Raw genomic sequence first — 18,057 nt, forward strand, 5'->3', positions numbered from 1 at the left:
ATCAGTTTTTATTCTTTAAACCCTGGTCCATGTACCACTTTTCCAGGCTTTGCACCAGTATGTTCTCCATCATTTAGTACTAGTGTTCCGTTTACAAGAACATGTACCATTCCACTCGCATACTGATGTGGTTTTTCAAACGTAGCGTGGTCTTGTACCTTGTCAAAATCGAATATGGCGATATCCGCATAATTACCCACTTTTAATTGTCCTCGCTTTTTTATTTTAAGATTAGATGCAGGTAAAGAAGCCATTTTTCTAACGGCTTCTTCCAGCGAAATCAGTTTTTCATCCCGTGTATATTTTCCGATAACTCGAGCAAAATTTCCATACGCACGCGGATGCGTACTATAGTTAAGAAAATCGCCTTCGGTGGCGTAAGACCCAGCATCCGAACCAAAGCTCATCCAAGGCAGGGCAATTTGTTTTCTTACGTTTTCTTCTGACATCATAAAATACACCGTGCTCACATCACTACCGTTTTGTACCACTAGATCCATAGCGGTTTCCTCGGGCGTAGTATTTCGCATTTTGGCAACTTCAGCCAAAGTTTTCCCTGTTAGGTATCGCAAACTGTCATTTTCAAAACCTACTAATATCATTTTATCGGCAGAACCTGCAGCTTGCATTAAACTTTCCCATTCTATGGCAGGCTTACGCATATCCTCCAATACTTTTTTTCTGATGTTGGGGTCTTGCAGACGTTCTGCCCATTTGGCATAACCACCTTCCTGAACCCACGGCGGCATTGAAGCATCCAAACCTGTAGAACCCGCAATATAGCTATACATATTGGTGGTAACGGTCAATCCCGCTTTACGGGCAGAATCTATTTTTGCTACAACAGCATCAAATTTATGCCAATTGTCTTTTCCACTCATTTTAAGATGGTAAATTTCTGCTCTGATATCCGCTTCTTTGGCAATTCGTAATAATTCATTTATGCTTTCCAATAATTTATTGCCTTCGCTACGCATATGCGAAATATAGAGTCCGTCATATTGAGCGGCCACTTTTGAAATTTCAATAAGTTCTTCGGTAGAAGAATAGAAAGCGGGAGCATAAATTAACGAAGAACCAATACCCATAGCACCTTCTTCCATGGCTTGTTTAACCATCATTTTCATGGAATCGAGCTCTACTTCAGTTGGGGCTCTGTCATCATAACCCACGGTATTTATTCTCAGAGTTGTTGCCCCAACAAACGAAGCTATATTGGGAGAAACACCTTTTTTGACCATTTCGTTGAGCTTCTCGTTTAATGAAACCCATGTTGCGGTATTGTTAATGGTATCAATTTTTTTTTGTGGCCCTATGGAGGAGCCTTCCCCAAAAACCTCTAAGGTAACCCCTTGTTTAATGTCGCCCATGGAGCGACCATCTTTATCCAAAGCCGATGCTGCCCAGCTTAGCATATTGATAAATCCAGGAGCAACGGTCAATCCTGTTGCATCAATTTCTTTTTTACCTGTTTTACCACTTAGATTACCAATGGCAGCAATGGTATCAGAGTTAATAGCGATATCACCAATTATCGATTTATTTCCAGAACCGTCAATGAGTTGTCCGTTTTTTATGAGAATATCAAAATCGGGTTCTTTCGCACAGTTAATAATTAACAAGGAACAAAAGATGAGAAGAATTGATTTAAAATTTTTCACGGAAAGCGGTTAAGGCAAATGATTAATTTTAACGAAGTTACGATTATTTTTGAAATAGAATGTTAACTGAAAAAATCAGTATCATGCACCAAGTAATGGTAAATGTTTTACCTTATGATAGGTTAGTGTTATAGCAATGCACTGTTTTAATTCCTCTACAGGAATTTTTTCATTCAATTGAAAAACAATAGCTCGTTTACCTTCAAATTGAAATGTATCACTAAAAATCACTTTAAAAGTCTCAACAAGTCTGCTCGTACATTTAAAATACATAGCGTATTGATTTGGAGTTTTTGCTTTCCAATCCATTCTTAAAGTGCTACCATTTTTTGTAAGATAACTTGGCTCGCCCCATTTCAGAGTTTCTTCTATCGCCTCAAGCCCGTCAATTTCAGTAGCCGTTTCTAAAACTAATGCCCTTAGTTGAAACATTTGTTTTTGCACAGATTTAGGATAGTTATCAAAAACAACTGCGACTTTAGGATCATTTATTAATTCCATAATTCTTCTCCTGAGATTACTTTATAAAAATAGTAAATTGGCTTTAATAAAAAAATAAGGCCGTCTTTTTTAGACGACCTTATTACGAATACTATGAATTGAGTAAAACTATCTTATCTGCCCTCGCATTAAACCAGAAGCATGGTCTGTTGAATGTATATTCACATAAAGAGGATCTTCTAATAATTTTGACATTTTGTTCTCATCTAAAGTAATAGTTTTAGTAACATCTAATTGACTGGCATCTGTTATTTCAAGGTTAATAAATACCTCACCATTTTCAGTAGCATCGCCCAAATGAATATGGCCGGCGGTAATAGCATCAGTAGCTTCTAAATCCGATACAGTTACTTTGTAATAAACCTCTTCACCCACTACCCTAAAAATAGCCATTCCGCTATCATTTCTGTCTGTTATTGCAGGTATTTCATTATCTGGCGATAATACTACATTAAAGGCATTGTTTACTTGTTTATCTAATTGTCCACGAACCAAACCAGCAGGACTATCAGCTGAATGTACATTTACATATACATCTCCTCCCAATAACGCAGCTACTTCTGTCTCGGTTAATTGTATGTTGCCAATTGCTTGATTTCCTTGAAAAGAAATGCTAGAACCATCTACCAAAGTAATTACTGGAGCACCAGTTGAAACAGGATCTCCGCTATGAATATGTGCAACGGTTAGATTATCGCTTCCGGCAAGGTCGTTTAGCGTGATTGAAAATTCAAGAGAGTTATCTTGGTATAATATCATTTTAAAAACTCCCGTTTCTTCCCGATTTTCGACCATAGGAATTTCATTTTCTGTATTTAAGTCAACACTTGCAGCTGCTTTAATCGTTGGCCCCGGATCTCCACCATCATTGAGACAACTAGTTGTAAACCCTAGTAAGATGGTACAAAATAATAATAAAAATGCTTTTTTCATTTGGATGAGTTTAAGTTTTGCCTACTTCAATTTTAAGTCTTTTTCGGCTTAGTTCCGACTTTACTAATGATGCTTTGTTTAATAAAAGGTTGTGCGAAAAACTGAATTATTTTTTCAGATTTGTATATAGTAAAAGAATAAGAAAAATTTTTATTGATATAATCCGATTTCTTTTTTGCTCAAATGCAATTCTATTTTTTCCATTATTATGCAATGGTCTTCGGGAATTTCAATTTCGTTAAATTTGTCATTAAAAATTTACTGAGAGTAATTGATGCATACTTATAAAACCACAATTATAAATTGATTTTACTGAACCAATATTATCTTTTTCGCAAGAACAAATTGGAGTTTTGCCTCTTTCAATAGCTGTATTTTTGGCTTTATTAAGCAAGTATGTGCCATAGCCATTCCTTCTGTAATCAGGAGATACCACCATACCTATATCTGCAAATTCAGATGCTGATAAATTTTTTCTTATCTCGCATGTTCCAATAATTGAACCGTCATTCTCAAAAGAAAATAGTTCTTTTTTCTCAATTAAATTTCCAATATAATCTGTTAACCATTCTGTTGGAGCTCCCATGCTATAATTGTAAAATGTAACAAGTCTTGCAATGTCTTTGTGTTCACATTCTTTTAATGTTCCTTTTTTTTCCAGTAAAGTTACTTCATGGTTATTTTTAAATAAAAAGGTGTTTATTTTAAAATCTTTAGTAAAATTTAATGCAAGCGATAAATAATTAGGGTTGTTTGTGCCTACAATTCCTGATTTAACCTCATGCTCATTAATATACTCTTTAAAGATGGTTTCTCTATCAGAGGAAAAGGTTGGAGTAATATAAAATTGAAGCAATTGGTTACTTTCATCAACTGCAGCATATCCAATTATTTTATCATCAAGTAAAATGTTATAGTGAGTTGCACTGTCTCTAAAAAAAGCCCACATTCCGTCCTGCGGACTTGTTAGTGTTGTTAACCATTCATTTTTTAGATTGGTTAGTGCATCGAAATTAGTTGTTTTAGTAAAACTGTAGTTTTGTTTCATTCTATATTTTTTGAGTTTAGCCATTGAACAGCTCGGTTTATTCCATTGTCTTTTTCGAATTCGATTTTAGGTTCAAACGCAATAGTTTCATCGACATCAACATACTGATCGTAAATATTACCTTCACGGTCTTTGTAATAACTAACAGAAATTGACATGGCTGTTAAACTGTCAATTTGTTTCCAATCAGTAGCAGTAACCTTACCCATAGTTTTGTTTCCAAAAAATCTGGTTTTTGGACGTTTTTTTAAAATCACAGCTAAAGCTTCCCCTGAACTTGCGGTATAAACACTTGTTAGAACTGCAATTTTTTGAATTTTGGTGGCTGTACATTTATTTTCTATAGCCACATTTTGTTCATCATAGTAGAAGTCTCCATTTTTAATTTTCCACACGGAACTCTCATCTTCTGTAACACCTTTTGTGCCTCCTACAATTCCATCTCCAATAATATCAGCTAAACCTTCAACCATAGGAAACATATTACCACCACCATTGAATCTTAAGTCTATAATCCATTTTTTTGCTCCTTTTTCAACTAATTTACAGACCGCATTTTGAATATCGTTTGACATTTTTTGATTGTCTCCCATCGGTAACCCAACAATTCTTACATAGCCTATACTATCTTTTATAATTTGACTTTTGAATTCATAAACTTTCGCCGTTTGAATTTCCGAGTAGATGTCCCAATCTATATTTTTTCTGTGTTCTTTCTTTTCTCCTGAATAGTATGATAGAAATTGATTATTATGAAAAACACGACCGTGGGTGTCATTCAATTTTTTAAGCATTAAATTTAAAGCAGGTTTTAATTGAGAAACGGAATCAGCATTTTTTGCTAATGAATATATTTCCTTTTTTAAAGAGTTCCAATCAACACTTTTTCTATGGAGAGAATTTTTTTCTGCGTGTTCAATTATTTTATCAAGAGTCAATTCAGTTTCAGATTTCTGTGCATAAAAAGTGAATGCATTAAAAATCAGAAAGAATATTAAAATGTATTTCCAAGGGTTTTTCATAATTACGGGTAGTTCTTGCATAGCGTTAGTTGCACGTTAAAGCATCTAAATTAACAAACAAAAACGAACCAGATAAAATTCCGCAGGAATTTTCCGAGTAGCTGAGAACCTAGCAATGAACAGTATACTTTATTAACACGGGTTTTATTTCTTTTCTTCTCGTAAAATTTTTTCCATTTTACGACCTTTTGCCAATTCATCAATCAGTTTTTCCATTTGTCTGCATTGTTTATACAATTCAAATTCATCTTCTATTTCTTCAATTCGATAGCCACAAACAACTCCTTTAATTAGGTGTGCATTAGGATGTATTTTTGCTTTCTCAAAAAACGTTCTAAATGTTACTTTCTCTTCGATAAGCGATTGTAATTTTTTTTCGTTAAAACCTGTAAACCATTCTATTACTTGATGGAACTCTTCTTTTGTTCTACCATGTTTTTCTAATCTATTCCAGTAAAGGGGATAAATAGATGCAAAGATCATATTAGCAACTTTTTCATTTTTTTCAGCTGTAACCTTCATTTTTTGTGATTTTAAATTGATATTAACGTGTTTGTGTATGGTTTCGTGCGGATTTTCAGCCGAAGCGACTTTCACTTTGGATGAGCCACTTGTGGCGAAAAATCCGATGGGAAAAAGGAGCGAGGCTGTGTCTCGCTATTTTTCCAAGTAAACCATTCAGTTTGTTTAAAGATATAAATTTAAATTGAAGTTCGTGTTTTAGCATGAACTATACACGTTGTTGTAAGGCGTTATTTATTCGATTCGTAAATTCAACTTTCTTGTCAACGAACAATGCTAAATTCTTGTATTTACGTTTAATTCCATATAATCCTGTCAGTTTGTTTTCTTGCTTTAATCTGATAATGATATTGTGGCTTTCTAATTCTCCTAAAAATGATAGTTTCCATGTTTCTTTGTTCAATTCAATATCTTTTGACGAAATCTCAATGCTGTCGATACTTTTTAAATCGATAGTTGTTTCGTTCATTATTCCATATCTAAGGTATAGTTTATCATCTTTAATTAATATTGGTCTTTTAGACATTGATTTTAGAAATCCAAGAAGCTGAATTCCAGAATAGATACTTAAAAAAGTTAAAATCCAAGCAACCATAACATTCCATTTTTGAAGTAGAATATGTAAAACAACAGTTTCAACAACAACAATGAAAATGATTGCAATGAGTAGTGAAATTGTTCCACTATCTTTGTGGTAAGAGAATTCATTTTCATTCAGTTTTCTTTTTTTCCAATAAATAAATCCATAGTAAAAAACAGCAATTTCTGTCACTACAGGAATAACTACTCTTTTTGGAAGTATTTCGTAACAAGTGTTTTTTAGTGTCGTGTAAAAGTCAACTTCATCACTTTTATTTACTTTATATCTCTTTATTGCTTTTGTAACATTATAAATGATATATGACACAATCGATAACTCAATTACTGGAAACATCCAAGTCTTAAATAGGTCGAGATAATATTGATTTTCTATCGGAAGTATTGTGGAACAGACTACAATCCCAATAATCAAAAAAGGCACGACCGTTGTCTTTGGAATACTCGTTTTTCTGATAAGCATAAAGTAGATGATAGGAACTGTCAATAATAGGTCGAACGTAATTCCAATCGAGAGTATATTTGGGTTTCTTATAAAAATCGATGATTTCGCTAGGATTATCATCATTCCAATAATCAATATTGGTATTCCAAATATTATTAGATTTTTATGAAGGTTTAATGTTTTGTTCATAGGTTTGTTTTAATGCCTTACGTGTTCGTGTATGGTTAGTTGCGTTGGCTGGAACTAAGTTAGCAAAAGAAAACGAACCAGAGGAAAATCCGTAGGATTTTCCGAGTACACACAGACTTAGCAATTAATTATACACGTTGTTGTGTGTAGTAATTTTTTATGTTCTGATTATAATTTATTCACTAACGTTTTCAAATGCGTCAGCTATAAAAAATTTAAGACTACCAGCAAAAAAAGTCAATTTACTTGCAGGAACTTTAATTCCTTCAACATTAATTTCCCCATCGAACAATACTATTAATCCTTCTTTTGCTTCACCCCAACCATTATCAAAATGAACAGCATGGATTTTATAATCCTCATCAGGAATTACGTATAAAGTGATTTGAATTCCATAGTAACCATGCTCAAAATGATTTGGGTATTCCGTAAATGTGATTGAATTACATTGTTTTCCAAATAAATATTTTTTTCCAACCCCTTCAAGTGGCAGTGCTCCAGCTTTTTTAAGTGCTAGTGGAATGCTAAAATGAAATGTATGATGTTCTTTATAGGTTTGGGCATAGTATTCAGATAAACTGTACGGATATTTTTGATATTTCTCAGGAATTTCCTCAGCCTTATAATTTTTTCCATTTATTGTAAAGAAAGATTTTCCATTTTCAACTCCTTTTATGTAAATTCCATCTTTACGATTTCTAACACATCTATAAACATTCGTATTATTATTTATGGATATTTCCTGTGGCGTGAGGTTTCCATTCATTAGTGAGGTCATATGCATTTTACCAGAAAACTTATCCCAAATTCCATTGCTATCATAATATTTGACAGTTTTTTCAAAAATTTGTTGGGAAGATAGTTCTTCACTTGATTGAGCAAAGGTAAATTGTTGTACTATCAGAAAAGTAAACACAAATGATATGAAAATTTTCGGTCTGTGAATTGAAAAGCTTGTTAAATTCATAATTCAATGTGTTTCAATGTTTTATTTTTGTCTTATTACACACAACAACTGTATAACCGCATTGCGGTTATATCCGTTATAGTTGCAATATACTTATTTAATTTAATGGCTATGCCTAGAAGCATTACTATTTGGGCTTTTGTTTGGCAATGGTAAAAAGTTATCCGTTTGTTAACCGTTAAAAGCGGATAATTTAAAAATGCTCATTTATAAGTAGTTAAGTAAAATAAAAAGGTAATTTTAAAGAAATAAACTAAATAATATTCACTTCCGCCTCAATAGCAATTCCAAATTTAGCTAAAACTGTTTTCTGGATTAATTTAGATAGTTCATATACTTCTTTTCCGGTAGCATTGCCATAATTTACCAACACCAAAGCTTGGTTTTTATGACTTCCAGTATTACCAATCCGTTTGCCTTTAAACCCACATTGTTCTACCAACCAACCGGCTGGTACTTTAATTTCTGTTTCTGAGACTTTGTAGTGCGGTGCATTGGTAAATTTTTCTTGTAATTCTTTAAATTCACTACTAGAAATAACGGGGTTTTTAAAAAAACTACCGCTATTGCCCAATATGGCAGGGTCAGGCAATTTGCTTTGCCGTATGGTAATTACTGCATCAGAAATATTTTTTAGGGTAGGTGTTGTAATTCCATTTTTTTCTAGTTCTGATTGTATAGCACCATAAGAACTGTTTAATATGTGCTTGTTTTTAGTAAGTCTAAAAAACACATTGGTTATAATATATTTTCCTTTCCATTCATTTTTAAAAACGGAATTTCGATAGCCAAATTCACATTCAGTATTACTAAAAGTTTTGGTGTTACCCGTTGCAATTTCAACAGCTTCAACTGAAATGCAGGTGTCTTTTAGTTCAACACCATAAGCACCAATATTTTGTATTGGAGCCGTACCTACGTTTCCAGGAATTAGTGACATGTTTTCTACACCTCCAAAATCGTTATTGATGCACCACAATACAAATTGATGCCAGTTTTCGCCCGCAGCAGCTTTTACAATAACATGGTTGTCGTTTTCTTCAACAATTTCAATGCCCTTAAAGGCAATATGTACAACTAATTTTTCAATATCTTTGGTCAATAAGATATTACTGCCGCCACCTAGTACAAAAAAATCTTTTTGTTGTTTTAGAAGTTGCTTTAACTCATCAATAGAAGTTATCGCTATAAATTGTTTGGCGTTAACATCAATTCCAAAGGTATTATACGGTTTTAAAGAGATATTATTTTGAATGTGCATTAGTCTGTATAAACTTTTAGAGCTTCTTTTAAGATATTGACTGATTGTACCAAACTTTCTTTGTTCAATACATAGGCTATTCTAACTTGGTTTAATCCTACACCAGGGGTAGAGTAGAAGCCACCTGCCGGAGCCACCATAATAGTTTCTCCGTTTACATCAAAATCCTCCAACAACCATTGGGCAAAATTATCTGTATTCTTTACGGGCAATTCAACTATACAATAAAATGCACCTTTGGGCGTACCTACTTTTACACCTTCAATTTTTCGTAGTTCAGCAATCAATGTATTTCGCCGATCCACATATTCAGCAATTACATCATCAAAATAACGTTGAGGAGTTTCTAAAGCAGCCTCGCTTGCAATTTGTGCCAACGTAGGCGGACTCAATCTGGCTTGTGCAAATTTTAACGCTGTTTCTATCACGGATTTATTTTTAGAGACCATACAGCCAATTCTTGCACCGCACATGCTATAACGTTTAGAAACGGAATCAATTACAATAGCATTTTCTTCTAAACCTTCTTCTTGCAGAATTGAATAATGCTCCAAGCTATCGTAAGTAAATTCTCTATATACTTCATCTGCAATTAAAAATAAATCGTGCTTTTTAACAATTGCGGCTAACTTTTTAATTTCTTCTTTAGAATATAAATATCCTGTTGGATTGCCTGGGTTACATATTAAAATGGCTTTGGTTTTTGAAGTAATCAATTTCTCAAATTCTTCAATTGGTGGTAGAGCAAAATTATCGTCAATTTTAGAAACCACTGGTACAATATTTACACTAGAAGCGGTTGAAAATCCGTTGTAATTTGCATAAAAAGGCTCGGGAATTATTACTTCGTCATCAGCATCCATAATACTTCCAAAAGCAAAAAGTAAGGCTTCACTACCGCCCGTGGTTACAATAATATCATTGTGTTTTACATTGATTTCATTTTTTGCATAATAATTGGCAATTTTTTCACGATAAACCTCTGAGCCCTCAGATCTAGAATATGCTAAAATATCTAGCGTACTATTTTTAACAGCTTCTAAAGCTATTTCTGGAGTTTTTATATCGGGCTGACCAATGTTTAAGTGGTATATTTTTTTCCCTTCTTTAAGGGCTTTTTCAGAAAATGGCACCAATTTTCTAATTGGTGATTGTGGCATTAATTTTCCTTTTTTTGATACGGACGGCATGAATGGTGTTTAAAAGTATTAGAAACACAAAATTGCGAAATTTTATTCACTTTTTATAAGAGAACATGAATTATTAAAGTAGGTTTTTCAAAATCTTAAAAAGTTAAAATTTCATAAAAAAGTACAACATATTAAATAATTTACTAAATTTAGATACGTTTAAATAGAGAGTACACTTTTGAAAGCCAGGTTTTTACATATTATTTTACTACTGTTCTTATACGTAAACAGTTATGCCCAAGACAAATTTAATATTTTAGGTAATAAGGATAGCTATGCGGTGTCCTTTAAAATGATTAACAATTTAATTGTTATCCCTATTGAGGTAAATGGCGAAAAGCTTAATTTTTTATTAGACACTGGTATCGATAATTCTTTGCTCATAAATTTAAAGTTAAAGGATTCATTAAACTTAAAGAACGTTGAAGAAGTTCGGTTGAGAGGTTTGGGTGAGGGAGAACATATTTATGCTATAAAGTCTAAAAACAACTCTTTTAAACTGGGTAAAATTTTTAACAACAATCATATGGTGTATGCCATACATAGTGAAGATTTAGATCTTTCTTCACGATTGGGTATTGATGTTAACGGTATTATTGGGGGTGATTTGTTTAGAGATTTTATTGTGGAGATAAATTATACTTCCAAACGTGTAAAGTTTTATAATCCAGATACTTATAAATATAAAGATTGTAAACGATGTGAAGATTTTGACATTCATTTTTATAAAAACAAACCTTACATATATGCTACCGTAGATGTTGAAAAGGAAATACCAGTTAAATTATTGATAGACTCTGGAGGCAGTGATGCTCTGTGGCTCTTTGACAAGTCTAGTTTAGATATTTCAGTTCCGGAAAGACATTTTAATGATTATTTAGGTAGAGGTTTGAGTGGTAATGTTTATGGCAAGCGAAGCAAGATTAAAAAAATAATGCTAGGCAGTTATATACTAGAAGATGCTAATGTTGCTTATCCTGATTTTAATTCCATAGAAAAAGCATATAAACATGAAGGAAGAAATGGCTCAATAGGTTCTGAAGTTTTAAAACGATTTAGAATAGTTTATGATTATCCTAACAAAAGATTAACCATTAAAAAACCGTCAAAATATTTTAATGACCCTTTTTTATATAATATGAGCGGTGTAGAGTTGGCACATAACGGAAGTGTTTTGGTAGGTGAAAGACAAAAACGCATGGCAAGCCAATTAGGTGGAGGCAACGAAAGTGAACAATCAACTGTACAATTAGTGTATAGCTTGGTTTATGCATTAAAACCATCTTACAAAATTGCAGAAATTAGAGAGGATTCTCCGGCAGAGAAAGCAGGATTATTAAAAGGTGACATCGTAAAAAAAATTAATGGGAGACCAGCTTACGAATATAAATTGCAAGACATTACGTATTTATTCTCCAGTAAAGAGGGTAAAAAAGTAAAATTAGAAATTGAGCGTGATGGTGTAAAAATGCAATATGATTTTAAACTCAAAAAGCTACTTTAAGCAATAGTAGTAAAGTTAAGAATTAAAAAAGCGACCCATTAAGGTCGCTTTTTTAGTATTAAATACTCTACTAAATTTAATCTGTAATTCTTATTGCTCTGGGCTAGAAACTATACTTTTTTCGTGCTTTTCTAACTTAGACAAGCTACTTTCCTTTTTTACTGTACCACGTACAGGGATAACAATTTTAGGTCTGTCTGCATTAGAAGTAATAGTGATAGATTTTGCTATTTGTCCAACTCTGTTTGTGTCATACTTCACCGCAATTTCACCACTTTCTCCTGGCATAATTGGTTCTTTTGGTATTGAAGGCACCGTACAACCGCAAGTACTTTTTGCAGAAGCAATAATTAATGGAGATTTACCTACGTTGGTAAATTTTAATAATCTAATACCGTCAGCATTTCTTTCAATTGTACCATAGTCAACTGTTTTAGTTTCAAATTTGAATTTTGGAGCGTTAGGGTCAGTTTTGGTAACTGTAGTTTTTTCTTGTGCATTTAACGAAAAACTAATACATCCGATAAATAATAATACTGCTAATTTTTTCATGTGTTTAGAATTTTTTGATAGTGTAAAGATACAAATTTCTATTAAAAATTATAACGACTAAATTTTATACATATTGTTAGTACAAATGCCTTATAATTGTAACTTTGCGATTATATTCAAAAATGATACCAAAAACATGAGTATTCCCTCTAAATACGATGCTAGCCAAGTAGAAAGTAAGTGGTACGATTACTGGATGAAAAACAATTACTTTCATTCAGAGCCAAATGAGAAAGAACCTTATACAATTGTAATTCCGCCACCAAATGTTACTGGAATTTTGCACATGGGGCATATGCTCAACAATACTATACAAGATGTATTAATAAGACGTGCCAGATTACAGGGCAAAAATGCATGTTGGGTGCCAGGGACAGATCATGCCTCAATCGCTACCGAGGCAAAAGTAGTTGCTAAACTTAAAGAAGAGGGAATTCAAAAAAATGATTTGTCTCGTGATGAATTTTTAAAACATGCTTGGGATTGGACACATGAATATGGTGGTGTAATTTTAGAACAATTAAAAAAGTTAGGTTGTTCTTGCGATTGGGATAGAACCAAATTCACTATGGATGATGACATGAGTGAATCTGTTATCAACGTTTTTATTGACTTATATAATAAAGGATTGATTTATAGAGGTTTTAGAATGGTGAATTGGGATCCAGAAGCAAAAACCACACTATCTGATGAAGAAGTAAACTACGAAGAACGTCAAGGAAATCTATATTATATTCAGTATCAAATAGTGGATTCTGATGATTTAACCGATAAGCATAGCAATATGAGTTCCCCTCCTTCGGAGAGGTTAGGGGAGGCTCTTACCATTGCCACTACCCGTCCTGAAACCATTTTGGGTGATACTGCTATTTGTATTAACCCTAACGATGAGCGTTTTACACATTTAAAAGGTAAAAAGGCAATTGTGCCCTTATGCGATAGGGTAATTCCAATAATTGAAGATGAATATGTTGATGTTGAATTTGGTACAGGTTGCTTAAAGGTAACTCCAGCACATGATGAAAACGATAAAAACTTAGGCGATAAGCATAACTTAGAAGTTATAGATATTTTTAATGAAGATGCTACATTGAATAGTTTCGGATTACATTATCAAGGCAAAGATAGGTTTGTAGTTCGGAAAGAAATAGCTAAGGAGCTAAAAGAAAAAGGATATTTGGTAAAAACGGAAAGCCATGTTCACAAAGTGGGTACTTCAGAACGTACTAAAGCGGTTATAGAGCCACGACTTTCTGACCAATGGTTTTTAAAAATGGAAGAGCTGGCAAAACCAGCTATAAAAGCCGTATTAGAAACCGAAGAGGTAAAGTTTTTCCCAAAAAAGTTTGAAAATACCTACCGACATTGGATGGAAAATATCCGCGATTGGAACATTTCACGTCAATTGTGGTGGGGACAGCGAATTCCTGCCTATTATTTTGGTGATGGTAAAGAAGATTTTGTAGTTGCAAAAAGTAGGGAAGAAGCTTATCACAAAGCAATCTCTAAATCTAAAAACTCAAACCTCAAAATTGAAGATTTAAGACAAGATAATGATGTATTAGATACATGGTTTTCATCTTGGTTATGGCCAATGAGCGTGTTCGATGGCATCAGAAACCCTGAAAATAAAGATATTCAATATTATTATCCTACCAACGATTTGGTTACCGGCCCAGATATTCTGTTCTTTTGGGTAGCTAGAATGATAGTTTCAGGCTATGAGTTTAAAAATGAAAAACCGTTTGAAAATGTTTATTTTACTGGGTTGGTACGTGACAAGCAACGTAGAAAAATGAGCAAGCAGTTGGGTAATTCGCCCGATGCGTTAAAATTGATAGAAAAGTTTGGTGCAGATGGCGTTCGTGTAGGGTTGTTGTTAAGTTCAGCTGCTGGAAATGATTTAATGTTCGATGAAGATTTATGTCAACAAGGCAAGCAATTTGCCAATAAAATTTGGAATGCTTTTAGACTGGTTAAGGGTTGGGAAGTAGATGATACCATAGAGCAGCCCAACTCAAGTAAAATTGCCGTTGAATGGTTCGAGGCTAATTTCCAGCAAACGTTAGTGGAATTTGAAGACCATTTTAGTAAATACAGACTCTCAGATGCTTTAATGGCAACTTATAAACTCATTTGGGATGATTTTGCTTCATGGTTATTGGAAATTGTAAAACCCAATTATGGTAAGCCAATAGATGCCAAAACCTACAAGAGTGTTATTGCCATTTTTGAAGATAATTTAAAAATATTACACCCTTTTATGCCTTTTTTGACAGAAGAAATCTGGCAATTCATAGAAGATAGAAGTGCTGAAGATGCCTTAATAGTAGCTTCTTGGCCACAAAACAAAGAGGTAAACACAGATTTAATCAAGCAATTTGACTTTGCCAAAGATGTGGTTTCCGGTATTAGAAACATCCGTAAAGAAAAGAATATATCATTTAAAGAAACGATTCAATTTTCTGTAATAAACAATGAAAAGGCATCGATCATTTTTGATGATGTTATTCAAAAATTAGGAAATTTAGAAAGCATAGAAACTGTAAGTGAGGCAGTACAAGGTGCATTGACTTTTAGGGTAAAATCTAACGAATATTTTATTCCTATTGCTGGAGCAATTAATGTTGAAGATGAGATTAAGAAACTGACGGAAGAGTTAAATTATACCGAAGGCTTTTTAAAATCCGTTCAGAAAAAATTAGCTAACGAGCGTTTTGTTTCAAATGCTCCTGAACAGGTTGTGGCGAGTGAAAAACAAAAAGAGGCTGATGCCATTGCTAAAATTGAAACGTTAAAGACGAGTTTGGCGAGTTTAGCCCATCCCTAACCCTTCCCGAAGGGAAGGGAACACTCTTGCGGATAATGAAGGGTAAAATTTTATTGACATTTTATAATACAAATGTGAGTACAAAATTTGAAAAAATATAGAATCAAGCTCCCCCCTTTCAGAGGGGGTCTAGGGGCTAATCAACGGTTTTGGTAGAGTCACTAACCAACTCGTTTAGTTCTTTTAGCTCATTATTGGTCAAATACCGCCATTGACCAATAGGAGTATCCAGATTAACGTTCATAATTCGTACACGTTTAAGTTTGGTAACGCGATAGTCCAAATATTCGCACATTCTACGAATCTGCCGGTTTAACCCTTGTGTTAAAACGATAGTAAACTGATTTTTATTCAGTTGTTTTACCTTACACTTACGCGTAACCGTGTCTAAAATAGGAACACCATTGCTCATTTTTTTAATAAAATGGTTGGTAATTGGTTTGTTAACGGTAACTACATATTCTTTTTCGTGATTGTTTCTTGCACGGAGTATTTTATTGACAATATCACCATCGTTGGTTAGAAAAATAAGACCTTCACTCGGTTTGTCCAATCTACCAATAGGAAAAATTCGTGATGGGTAATTGATATAGTCGATAATATTGTCTTTTTCAACACGAGTGTCCGTAGTACAAACAATACCAATAGGCTTGTTAAACGCAATATAAACAGGTTTGCTTTTTGGCTCAGATATGAGTTTTCCGTTTACTCGGACTTCATCATCGGGCATAATTTTTGTGCCAAGTTCAGGTACTTTTCCGTTAATGGTTACGCGGCCTTTGTTAATCAGCTTGTCGGCTGCCCTTCTTGAGCAATAGCCTACCTCGCTGAGGTATTTGTTAATTCGAGTTCCGTCGGTTTTGTTCACTTGGTTAAATTATTTGTTGCAAAATAAAAAGAAAAAACCCATTGAGCAAAGTCAATGGGTTTATATTATTTAGTTGAGGTGAGTTATTAAGAAAATAACTTTTCCATTTTTTGTTGTTCTTCGGCTGCCAATTGAGCATCTACTAGAATTCTACCACTATGCTCGTCAGTAGTAATTTTTTTACGAGTTGCAATTTCAACAATTTGTTGCGGTGGAATGGTAAAGAAAGATCCTCCAGAAGCCCCTCGTTCTACAGGTACTACCGCCAATCCGTTCTTAACATTTTTCCTTATACGACTGTAGGCATTCAGCAAACGTTCATCAATCATTTTGCCATACTCTTTTAGCTTTTTCTCTAACATTTTTTCCTCTTTCTCCGTCTCTTTCAATATAGCGTCCAACTCACCTTTTTTATGTTTAAGATGGGTCTCTTTATCTTTCAGTTTTTCTTTAGCAGCATCAATTATTTCGTTTTTTTGCTCAATTTTTGCAGAAAATTCTTTGATGTGTTTTTCTGCCAATTCTATTTCAAGTTCTTGAAATTCAATTTCTTTGCTAATAGAATCAAACTCTCTATTATTTCTTACGTTTTTTTGCTGCGTAGTGTATTTCTTAATTAAAGCTTTTGCTTCTTCAATTGTGTTTTTTCTGTTTTTAATACTGGTTTCTAGGTTTTCAATTTCATTATTGAAGTTGTTTAACCTCGTATTTAAACCTTCAATTTCATCTTCTAAATCTTCAACTTCCAATGGTAATTCACCACGTGTACTCTTAATTTCATCAATTCTAGAATCAATCAATTGTAAATCGTATAAAGCTCTTAATTTATCTTCTACGGTTAATTCTTTTTTTGCCATTTGTTATATGTAATTGATAGGATTTGTATTTATTCCTGATAAAACGACTGCAAAATTACGGAATTTTTTTGTAAGATAATCTACCAATAGGTTTTTTGTGAACTGTTCACTTTCATAATGACCAATATCAGCTAAAACGATTTGATTTTCAGCTTTGTAAAAATCGTGATACTTAAAATCAGCCGAAACATAACAGTCGGCATTTGAGCGTTTAGCAGCTTCAATAGCAAAACTGCCAGAACCGCCTAAAACGGCCACTTTTTTAATAGGTTTATCCAGTAAATTAGAATGTCGTATTGCTTTTAGATGAAAAGTGTCTTTTAATAATGACAAAAAATTATTTTCATTTGTAGGTTCGGGTAGCTCACCGACCATTCCCATGCCAATATTTTGGTGACTATTATCGGTAGTAATTACATCATAAGCCACTTCTTCATAAGGATGATTTTTAAAGAGTGCTTTTACTACAGCATTTTCTAAATGTTTTTCAAAAACAACACTGATAAAAGTTTCTTTTTCTTGTTGTAATACTCCTTTTTTGCCAAGTGCAGGATTTGATTTTTCGTTTCCTTTGTACGTACCTAATCCACGAATGTTATAACTACAGTTGTCATAATTTCCAATGGCACCAGCACCCGCTTCAAATAAAGCCCTACGTACCCTGTCTGCCACCTGATCTGGTACATAAGTAGTCAGTTTTTTGATAAATCCTGATTTTGGTAGCAATATTTCTGTGTTTTGTAAATTCAATTTTTCGGCCATCATTGCTGAAACACCTTTAATGGAATTATCTAATGCGGTATGCATGCTGTAAATGGCAATGTTATTTTTGATGGCTTTGAGTACTACGCGTTCCACATAATTATTACCATTTATCTTTTTTAATCCCGAAAAAATAATCGGATGAAAACTTACAATAAGATTACACTTTTTTTCAATGGCCTCATCAACTACAGTTTCCAACGTATCTAAAGTAACCAAAACCCCTGTAACTTCAGTTTGATAATGGCCAACTAAAAGTCCAACATTATCAAAATCTTCGGCATACTGCAAAGGAGCAAGTTCTTCTAGGTAATTAGTAATATCTTTTATTATCATGTGTTACATGTT

General features: G+C 33.4%; 16 protein-coding genes. 2 read left to right on the forward strand and 14 right to left on the reverse strand.

Going from position 1 to position 18,057, the window contains the following annotated elements; genetic code table 11:
* Positions 1 to 8: 8 nt before the first annotated feature.
* The 10 genes from U5A88_RS03095 to U5A88_RS03140 form a co-directional block, all read right to left on the reverse strand.
* Entirely contained in the window at positions 9 to 1,661 is a 1,653-nt protein-coding gene (locus U5A88_RS03095; RefSeq protein WP_354203680.1) for an N-acyl-D-amino-acid deacylase family protein, read from the reverse strand.
* 81 nt (positions 1,662 to 1,742) lie between these two features.
* A complete protein-coding gene (locus U5A88_RS03100) occupies positions 1,743 to 2,162 on the reverse strand; it encodes a DUF1801 domain-containing protein (RefSeq protein ID WP_354203682.1) in 420 nt (139 codons plus the stop codon).
* Positions 2,163 to 2,270: 108 nt separating this feature from the next.
* Positions 2,271 to 3,095 carry a CHRD domain-containing protein gene (locus U5A88_RS03105; protein WP_354203684.1) on the reverse strand — a complete coding sequence of 275 codons (825 nt, stop codon included), beginning with the start codon at positions 3,093 to 3,095 and terminating at the stop codon, positions 2,271 to 2,273.
* 250 nt (positions 3,096 to 3,345) lie between these two features.
* Positions 3,346 to 4,143, reverse strand: coding sequence for a GNAT family N-acetyltransferase (locus U5A88_RS03110; RefSeq protein ID WP_354203686.1), 798 nt, complete (start codon positions 4,141 to 4,143; stop codon positions 3,346 to 3,348).
* Positions 4,140 to 5,186: a S41 family peptidase gene (locus tag U5A88_RS03115; protein ID WP_354203688.1), complete on the reverse strand. Its 1,047-nt coding sequence runs from the start codon at positions 5,184 to 5,186 to the stop codon at positions 4,140 to 4,142. Before U5A88_RS03115 ends, U5A88_RS03110 begins: the two co-directional genes overlap by 4 nt.
* Before the next feature lie 123 nt (positions 5,187 to 5,309).
* Positions 5,310 to 5,687 carry a DUF2200 domain-containing protein gene (locus U5A88_RS03120; protein WP_354208119.1) on the reverse strand — a complete coding sequence of 126 codons (378 nt, stop codon included), beginning with the start codon at positions 5,685 to 5,687 and terminating at the stop codon, positions 5,310 to 5,312.
* A gap of 208 nt (positions 5,688 to 5,895) precedes the next feature.
* Positions 5,896 to 6,918, reverse strand: coding sequence for a hypothetical protein (locus U5A88_RS03125; protein WP_354203690.1), 1,023 nt, complete (start codon positions 6,916 to 6,918; stop codon positions 5,896 to 5,898).
* A gap of 175 nt (positions 6,919 to 7,093) precedes the next feature.
* A complete protein-coding gene (locus U5A88_RS03130; protein ID WP_354203692.1) occupies positions 7,094 to 7,885 on the reverse strand; it encodes a DUF6503 family protein in 792 nt (263 codons plus the stop codon).
* 253 nt (positions 7,886 to 8,138) lie between these two features.
* On the reverse strand, positions 8,139 to 9,146 hold the full coding sequence (gene murB, locus U5A88_RS03135) for a UDP-N-acetylmuramate dehydrogenase (RefSeq protein ID WP_354203694.1): 1,008 nt from the start codon (positions 9,144 to 9,146) through the stop codon (positions 8,139 to 8,141).
* Positions 9,146 to 10,336 (reverse strand): pyridoxal phosphate-dependent aminotransferase, encoded by a 1,191-nt coding sequence (locus U5A88_RS03140; protein ID WP_354203696.1) that lies wholly within the window; start codon positions 10,334 to 10,336, stop codon positions 9,146 to 9,148. The genes murB and U5A88_RS03140 overlap by 1 nt, the downstream gene beginning before the upstream one ends.
* A gap of 178 nt (positions 10,337 to 10,514) precedes the next feature.
* Between U5A88_RS03140 and U5A88_RS03145 the strand changes: the two genes are divergently transcribed.
* Positions 10,515 to 11,840, forward strand: a complete 1,326-nt coding sequence (locus U5A88_RS03145; RefSeq protein WP_354203697.1) for an aspartyl protease family protein — start codon at positions 10,515 to 10,517, stop codon at positions 11,838 to 11,840.
* 90 nt (positions 11,841 to 11,930) lie between these two features.
* Here the strand turns inward: U5A88_RS03145 and U5A88_RS03150 are convergent, their stop codons facing one another.
* Complete coding sequence (locus tag U5A88_RS03150; RefSeq protein WP_354203699.1) at positions 11,931 to 12,392, reverse strand: DUF1573 domain-containing protein; 462 nt, start codon at positions 12,390 to 12,392, stop codon at positions 11,931 to 11,933.
* Positions 12,393 to 12,528: 136 nt separating this feature from the next.
* Here U5A88_RS03150 and U5A88_RS03155 point away from each other — a divergent pair, with 136 nt between their 5' ends.
* Entirely contained in the window at positions 12,529 to 15,222 is a 2,694-nt protein-coding gene (locus U5A88_RS03155) for a valine--tRNA ligase (protein ID WP_354203701.1), read from the forward strand.
* A gap of 136 nt (positions 15,223 to 15,358) precedes the next feature.
* On the opposite strand, the gene rluF is transcribed toward U5A88_RS03155, so the two are convergent.
* The 3 genes from rluF to U5A88_RS03170 all read right to left on the reverse strand — a co-directional run bounded on the left by rluF (position 15,359) and on the right by U5A88_RS03170 (position 18,045).
* Entirely contained in the window at positions 15,359 to 16,090 is a 732-nt protein-coding gene (gene rluF / locus U5A88_RS03160) for a 23S rRNA pseudouridine(2604) synthase RluF (protein ID WP_354203703.1), read from the reverse strand.
* 86 nt (positions 16,091 to 16,176) lie between these two features.
* Complete coding sequence (locus U5A88_RS03165) at positions 16,177 to 16,947, reverse strand: zinc ribbon domain-containing protein (RefSeq protein ID WP_354203705.1); 771 nt, start codon at positions 16,945 to 16,947, stop codon at positions 16,177 to 16,179.
* A 3-nt stretch (positions 16,948 to 16,950) separates the two neighbouring features.
* Positions 16,951 to 18,045, reverse strand: coding sequence for a Nif3-like dinuclear metal center hexameric protein (locus U5A88_RS03170; protein ID WP_354203707.1), 1,095 nt, complete (start codon positions 18,043 to 18,045; stop codon positions 16,951 to 16,953).
* Positions 18,046 to 18,057 lie beyond the last annotated feature (12 nt).

The sequence above is a fragment of the Aureibaculum sp. 2308TA14-22 genome (assembly GCF_040538665.1).
Taxonomy (GTDB): Bacteria; Bacteroidota; Bacteroidia; order Flavobacteriales; family Flavobacteriaceae; genus Aureibaculum.

Coding starts and splice junctions, on each gene's coding strand:
- U5A88_RS03100 (WP_354203682.1), bottom strand. CDS start 2,162: ATGGAATTAATAAATGATCCTAAAGTCGCAGTTGTTTTTGATAACTAT.
- U5A88_RS03105 (WP_354203684.1), bottom strand. CDS start 3,095: ATGAAAAAAGCATTTTTATTATTATTTTGTACCATCTTACTAGGGTTT.
- U5A88_RS03110 (WP_354203686.1), bottom strand. CDS start 4,143: ATGAAACAAAACTACAGTTTTACTAAAACAACTAATTTCGATGCACTA.
- U5A88_RS03115 (WP_354203688.1), bottom strand. CDS start 5,186: ATGCAAGAACTACCCGTAATTATGAAAAACCCTTGGAAATACATTTTA.
- U5A88_RS03120 (WP_354208119.1), bottom strand. CDS start 5,687: ATGAAGGTTACAGCTGAAAAAAATGAAAAAGTTGCTAATATGATCTTT.
- U5A88_RS03125 (WP_354203690.1), bottom strand. CDS start 6,918: ATGAACAAAACATTAAACCTTCATAAAAATCTAATAATATTTGGAATA.
- U5A88_RS03130 (WP_354203692.1), bottom strand. CDS start 7,885: ATGAATTTAACAAGCTTTTCAATTCACAGACCGAAAATTTTCATATCA.
- murB (WP_354203694.1), bottom strand. CDS start 9,146: ATGCACATTCAAAATAATATCTCTTTAAAACCGTATAATACCTTTGGA.
- U5A88_RS03140 (WP_354203696.1), bottom strand. CDS start 10,336: ATGCCGTCCGTATCAAAAAAAGGAAAATTAATGCCACAATCACCAATT.
- U5A88_RS03150 (WP_354203699.1), bottom strand. CDS start 12,392: ATGAAAAAATTAGCAGTATTATTATTTATCGGATGTATTAGTTTTTCG.
- U5A88_RS03155 (WP_354203701.1), top strand. CDS start 12,529: ATGAGTATTCCCTCTAAATACGATGCTAGCCAAGTAGAAAGTAAGTGG.
- U5A88_RS03165 (WP_354203705.1), bottom strand. CDS start 16,947: ATGGCAAAAAAAGAATTAACCGTAGAAGATAAATTAAGAGCTTTATAC.
- U5A88_RS03170 (WP_354203707.1), bottom strand. CDS start 18,045: ATGATAATAAAAGATATTACTAATTACCTAGAAGAACTTGCTCCTTTG.